Origin of the sequence: Clostridium sp. ZBS15 (assembly GCF_023845705.1) — a bacterium.
Classification (GTDB): Bacteria; Bacillota; Clostridia; order Clostridiales; family Clostridiaceae; genus Clostridium; species Clostridium aquiflavi.
Map to the genome: position 1 here is coordinate 83,937 of NZ_JAMQHY010000008.1, position 6,387 is coordinate 90,323.

The following is a 6,387-nucleotide window of genomic DNA, read 5'->3' on the forward strand; positions in this document are numbered from 1 at the left end:
AATTACTCAGTCCACTTTACTTATGCATATATAAACATACGTCTAAAATATAGATTAAAATAATAATATTAAGAGTTAAATGGCAAAGTCTTGTCCTTTAACTCTTATTTTTTATATAGTATACTAAGTTTAAAATATTACGATAAATTAAACTTATGGAGGATACATGAAAAATTTAATTGAAAAAGCAAGTGTTACACATGAATTAAGTAAAGATGAAATATTACAATTATTATCATCCGATGATATAAATGATGATTTATTTAAAGCTGCTGACAAAGTAAGAGAAAAATCTTTAGGTAATATTGTTCATTTAAGAGGACTTATAGAATTTACTAACATATGCAAAAGAAATTGCTTATATTGTGGATTAAGAAGAGATAATAAAAATATAAAAAGATATAGATTAAGTAAAGAGGAAATTATAGATTTTGCAAAAAAAGCTGTATCTTATGGTTATAAAACTATAGTTCTTCAAGGCGGAGAAGATGACTTTTTTACAAAAGAAAAAATGGTGGAAATAATAAAAGAAATTAAAAGCTTAAATGTGGCATTAACATTAAGTTTAGGTGAGAAGACTTATGAAGAATATAAAGCTTTTAAAGAAGCTGGTGCTGATAGATATTTACTTCGTATTGAAACAACTGACAAAAAACTTTATGAGGAAATGGATCCTATGATGAGTTATGATGAAAGATTAAACTGTCTAAAAAATTTGGGTGATTTAAATTATGAAGTTGGAACAGGTGTATTAGTCGGATTACCAAATCAAACATTAGATTCTTTAGCAGATGATATTTTATTTTTCAAAAAATTAAATGCTGATATGATTGGTATTGGTCCTTTTATTCCTAATGAAGATACCCCACTAAAAAACTCTGAAGGTGGGAATTTAAATTTAGCTTTAAAAGTAATGGCTATAACTAGATTGCTACTTCCTGATATAAATATTCCTGCTACTACTGCAATGGAATCATTACATAAAAATGGACGTATCTTAGCACTTCAAAGCGGTGCTAATGTAGTTATGCCAAATGTAACTGAAGGTGAATATAGAAAGCTATATGCATTATATCCTGGTAAGATTTGTACAGGAGATACACCATCTCATTGTAGAGGATGTATAACAGGAAAAATAACCTCAATTAACAGAGAGGTTTCTGATGGATATGGCTTTAGAGGAAATCAAAATAAAAATTCTCACACTAAATAATTAATTAACTTTATAAAGTTTTCTGTTTTAAGACAATGTTGATGTTTTAGTATAAAAGCGAAGTGGCATTGAAATTTGCTTTTTAGAACTCTTAAAGTAAATTTCTCTGTCCATGAGTTTTATACTAAAATATCAATTTTTAATTATCTAATATATTTTTAAATCCTTGACCTAATACTTCTGTTATTTCATTTACTGTTATAAATGCCTTAGGATCATTCTTCATAATAAATTGCTTTAACTTAATAAATTGAGTTCTACTTAATATGGTTAAGATAACACAGTTTTGTTTTTTAGTATATCCACCTTTGCCATAAAAAACAGTACATCCTCTCTCAACATCTTTCATTATGTAATTTGCCACAATCTCTTCTTTATCAGTAAAAATCATAACTTGTTTAGATAAGTTAAATCCATCTATAAATTTATCTATTAAAATACCAGTTAAATACACACTTAATAATCCAAACAATCCCAGTTCTACGCCAAACGTATAAATTGCTAATAATATTACTACCGAATCTGATATTAACAATCCCTTTCCAAAGTCTATATGACAATACTTACTTAATATTTTAGCTGTAATACTAGTACCTCCTGTAGTAGCATTTTTAGTATACATAATTGCTGTTCCCATAGCTACTAATGTACTTCCAAATATAGTTGCTAAAACTAAATTATTAGTTATTGCTATTGGCTTATGAAATTTTTCAACAGCTGATAATATGAAAGATAAACCAAATGCAGCATACATACTTTTTACTCCAAAACTACCACCAATAAATATAAAAGCTACAATAAATAATACAATATTACATACAATCATTACTATTCCAGGTTCAATTCCTAAAACTTTATTTAAAACTAATGCTAATCCAGAAACTCCTCCAGATGCTATATTATTAGAATAGAAAAACATTTCAAGACCAATGGCAACTATTATAATTCCTATAGTTATTATAGTATATTCTTTTAATAACTTCTTCATTTTAATCTCCTTTAAATCGTTTATATCTAAAATAAATATTACCATGTAACTAACGTATATTAAAACCCTAACTATAAATAAAATTATCTCCAAACAATTCTATTGGAATTTTGAATTCTGGAATACCGTATACATATGGTGCTATCTCATATAATTGATAATATATAATAATATTATCTTTATCTAAATAGAAATCCTGATTTTCATTTATACCTTTAAATATTTTTCCTGAATCAAAATAATTATCAGGATTATTTCCTATTTGCTTTTCAATTTCTTTATTTATTATATTTGAATAATCATATCCTAATTTAAATAAATCATTTAGTTTTAAAATTTCTTCTTTATTTTTATCTATTGTATATGAAGTTCTAGTAGTCATTCCATGTGCTCCACCTAAAAATTCATAATAATCATTATAAAAACTTAAAATATTATTATCATTTCTACTAACAAAATATTTAGATACTATTTGATAAGGAAAATTAGGAATAATATTATTATCATTAAAATACTCTGCTGAAGTTTTTTCTGCTTCCATTATCGGATTCATAACATCAGCATTTATCTTTGAATTTATATTATTAATTTTGTTTTTATCTTTTCCACCTTCTATTTGCAAAATTCTAACATCTTCTATTAAATAACTTAAATTTTTATTTATAGACTTTTCCACAATTTTTAGATTATTGTCGTTTTTTATTCTATTATTTATAAACATGTACTGTGGATAACTTTGTGATAACATTAAGGGAATCAAAAATACCGATACAATATTTGAAATTAAATGCATTATCTTATTTTTTCTCCTTCCATAAAAACATACCTTTTAAAAAATATTAACAAAATACACAGATAGTTTTTTTATATTAAATTGATTTTATAACAGGTTATCCACAGGCAATTGTGGATAATGTTGATAAGTTGTAATTTTTTTCTTTTTTGTTTTTTGTTATAAAAAAAATATTATGTTAAAATATGCTTATTGTGTTTATATTATAAATAAAGACTTAAAATAACTAGGAGGATACTATCATTGAAAAATTTAAATAATTTTTTTACAAAAAAAAATATCATTATATTGACTTGTGTTTTAATTTGTGTAATTATTTCATATTTTATGTATAATAACTTATTCTTAAAAGATACTGTTGATAAAAATTCAAATAATTCTACTACTACTGAGGCTATTGATGATAATAATCCAGAATTTAATGATACGGATAAAGAAATCTCTGATGTTGAATATGAAAAGGAAATTAACACAAATAATGATTTAAAATTAACTAATGAGAATATTGGGGTTCCAGTTTTATACTATCATTCAGTTAAAAATTCTGAAAATAACGAGGTTATTATAGCTCCTCAAAAACTTAGAAATCAACTTAGATATATAAAGGATTCTGGATATACTACTCTAACTCTTAAAGAGTTAGAAAATTATCTATTAAACAATACTCCTATTCCAGAAAAAAGTATTGTAATCACTTTTGATGATGGATATATGGATAACTATACTAATGCATTTCCTATATTAAAAGATTTAAATATGAAAGCTACTATATTTTGTATTACTTTTGAGTTAGATGGAGAATATTATCTTTCAGAATCAGCTATAAAGAAAATGTCTGATTACGGAATAGATATTCAAAGCCATACTGCTGGACATCCTGATCTTACTAAAATGACATATGATGAACAATTAAAAGAATTTTTAGAATCTAAAGAAACATTAGAAGCAATTACTGAGAAGCCAGTCACTAGTATTGCTTATCCTTATGGAAATTATGATGATAACAGTGTAAAAGCTGCTAAAGATGCTGGTTTTAAATTAGGATTTACTACAGATTTGGGTCTTTCTGATAGGGATGACAATCCTCTATTGCTTAACAGAATTTATATAAGTTCTAATTATGATATGGATACATTCAAACAGTTATTAGAAAACACAAAAAAATAAGGCTCTGTTTTAGCAGAGTTTTGATATATGCATAAGCAAAGTTGGCGGAGTAATTGAACTTAGGAATGCCACTTTACCTATTGCATATATCAACACACATTTAAAACAGAGCTAAAAATAAAAGATTATTTTTAAAATATATCAATATACTGCTTAAACATATCTATCTTTTTATCTATTCATATAAACTCGTTGTTAATTTATGTTGATTTCCACCATTATTTATTAACACAGAAATTTGACTCTTGTTCTCACTTTTATTCTTTTCATTTATTTCATTTAAAAATTTACTAGTCTCTTTTAGTGCACCGTATTTTAAAGCTTCTCCATTTACAGTTATTAATATTTTATTATCAGTGGGTATCATTTCATTGTTAATTGCATAATCTAAAATCTCTTTTATAGACTCATCGATGTCCTTATGTAAAACATCAGTTGAAATTATAAGCTTAGTTCCCTTTTCAGTTTCAGAATATGAATATATAACCTTGTCTAAGAAATTACATTCTAATTTTATAGCAGAGGTTGTATTTACTATTATTGTACTTTGAGAATTATAATAATGTGAATATAAAGACATTCCTATTATCATTATTAAAACTATTAATATACAAAAATATATTTTATAATTCCTAAAAGATTTTTTCTGTTGTCCACTAATTTCTTGTCCAATTTTAGTATTTTTATCACACTTTATTTTAATTATTTCACCACTTGATGTTAAAATATATGCACTACTATTTAAACTTTTTAATACTATTCCTCTAAAAAATTCTGTTTTCTTTACATTATTTAAATTTATCACATTATTTGATTTTTCTTCTATTTTTAAATATTCTTGAATAAGCTTATAATCTATATTGGAAAAAATAATATAATAAAATAAAATATATTCTTTCCATTTTCTTAAAAATTCATCACTAACATCAAGATTTTTGCAAACATTTCGTATAGGTAAATCTTTTTTTCTTTCAACAGAATCTCTTAAATTATCATCTTCAAGTATATAATAAGAAATATTTAAAATTATATTACGCTGTTTTTCTTTAGGAGGATAATTAATTAAGTCCTTAAGTAAAATATTGTATAAAGACAATTTTTTTAAAAATAATTCTATTTGTTTGTTTCTATTTATATCTGTTTTTCCACCTATTAATAACATGTTTGGTGTTGATGAAAAGACATATTTAATTCTTAGCTTGTCCATTTTAATTTTCCTCCAAATTATAATATTTCATTTAATTAATATTATAAATATCAAAATTAACTAATGTTTCATATGATGTTATTATATCATAGAAATTTATTTTACTGCTATCCACATTCAACTCCAGCCTAAACAATTTTTCTAATCTCCAATTATCATAATTCTAAAAATATGAATATAGTACTTAAAAAATTAATATATTTATGGAGATTAATATGAGAAAAAAAGTTATATATGTAGATTTTATAAAAAAGCGTAAAATAAATTTTCTTACTTTTATTTTCAATCGGCTAATTTCTTATATACATGTCAAATTCTCTTCAAAGTACCTTAATAATAATTATCTAATTGATAATAATACTAAAATTGATTACTATAGATTTAAATGATAAAATTAAAATATAATTATTAAAATTTATTTTAACTTGAAAGGAACTTTGTTATATGAGAGTGGGACTTGGATATGATGTTCATAAGCTAGTTGAAAATAGAAAATTAATTTTAGGTGGAGTTGAAATTCCTTATGAAAAAGGATTATTAGGTCATTCTGATGCTGATGTTTTATTACATGCAATAATGGATTCATTATTAGGAGCTTGTGCTTTAGGAGACATTGGTCGTCACTTTCCTGACACTGATAGTAAATTCAAAGGGATCTCTAGTATAAAACTTTTAGAAGAAGTAAATAAATTAATCATAAAAAATGGATATATTATAAATAATATTGATTCTGTTGTTATTGCTCAAAAACCTAAATTATTTCCTTATATAGAAAATATGAGAAAAAATATAGCTAATGCACTTAATATAGATATTAATCAAATTAATGTTAAAGCTACTACAGAAGAAGGTCTAGGATTTACAGGAAGTATGCTTGGAATATCATCACAAAGTATATCATCTGTTATTAAAAAATAATATTTTAAGGGTTACTAGAAATTATTTAAAAATCTTTTCTGGTAACCCTAATTAATTTTACTTTTTTTAATTCATATTTACTGCTTGTCTCAATTTTATAT

Annotated in this window: 6 protein-coding genes; 3 read left to right on the plus strand and 3 right to left on the minus strand. The window is 24.0% G+C overall.

The window, feature by feature from the left end:
• Positions 1-166 precede the first annotated feature (166 nt).
• The gene (gene hydE / locus NG904_RS03805; protein WP_252229871.1) at positions 167-1,213 is read left to right on the plus strand and encodes a [FeFe] hydrogenase H-cluster radical SAM maturase HydE; all 1,047 of its coding nucleotides are present in this window, start codon (positions 167-169) and stop codon (positions 1,211-1,213) included.
• Positions 1,214-1,352: 139 nt separating this feature from the next.
• On the opposite strand, the gene NG904_RS03810 is transcribed toward hydE, so the two are convergent.
• Positions 1,353-2,201, minus strand: coding sequence for a YitT family protein (locus NG904_RS03810; protein ID WP_252229873.1), 849 nt, complete (start codon positions 2,199-2,201; stop codon positions 1,353-1,355).
• A 67-nt stretch (positions 2,202-2,268) separates the two neighbouring features.
• Positions 2,269-2,994: a DUF3298 and DUF4163 domain-containing protein gene (locus tag NG904_RS03815; RefSeq protein ID WP_252229875.1), complete on the minus strand. Its 726-nt coding sequence runs from the start codon at positions 2,992-2,994 to the stop codon at positions 2,269-2,271.
• Positions 2,995-3,237: 243 nt separating this feature from the next.
• Here NG904_RS03815 and NG904_RS03820 point away from each other — a divergent pair, with 243 nt between their 5' ends.
• Entirely contained in the window at positions 3,238-4,161 is a 924-nt protein-coding gene (locus NG904_RS03820) for a polysaccharide deacetylase family protein (RefSeq protein ID WP_252229877.1), read from the plus strand.
• 175 nt (positions 4,162-4,336) lie between these two features.
• Here NG904_RS03820 and NG904_RS03825 read toward each other — a convergent pair whose 3' ends face one another.
• Positions 4,337-5,368 carry an anti-sigma factor domain-containing protein gene (locus NG904_RS03825; protein ID WP_252229879.1) on the minus strand — a complete coding sequence of 344 codons (1,032 nt, stop codon included), beginning with the start codon at positions 5,366-5,368 and terminating at the stop codon, positions 4,337-4,339.
• A 444-nt stretch (positions 5,369-5,812) separates the two neighbouring features.
• Here NG904_RS03825 and ispF point away from each other — a divergent pair, with 444 nt between their 5' ends.
• Positions 5,813-6,286 (plus strand): 2-C-methyl-D-erythritol 2,4-cyclodiphosphate synthase, encoded by a 474-nt coding sequence (gene ispF, locus NG904_RS03830; RefSeq protein ID WP_252229881.1) that lies wholly within the window; start codon positions 5,813-5,815, stop codon positions 6,284-6,286.
• Positions 6,287-6,387: the final 101 nt, after the last annotated feature.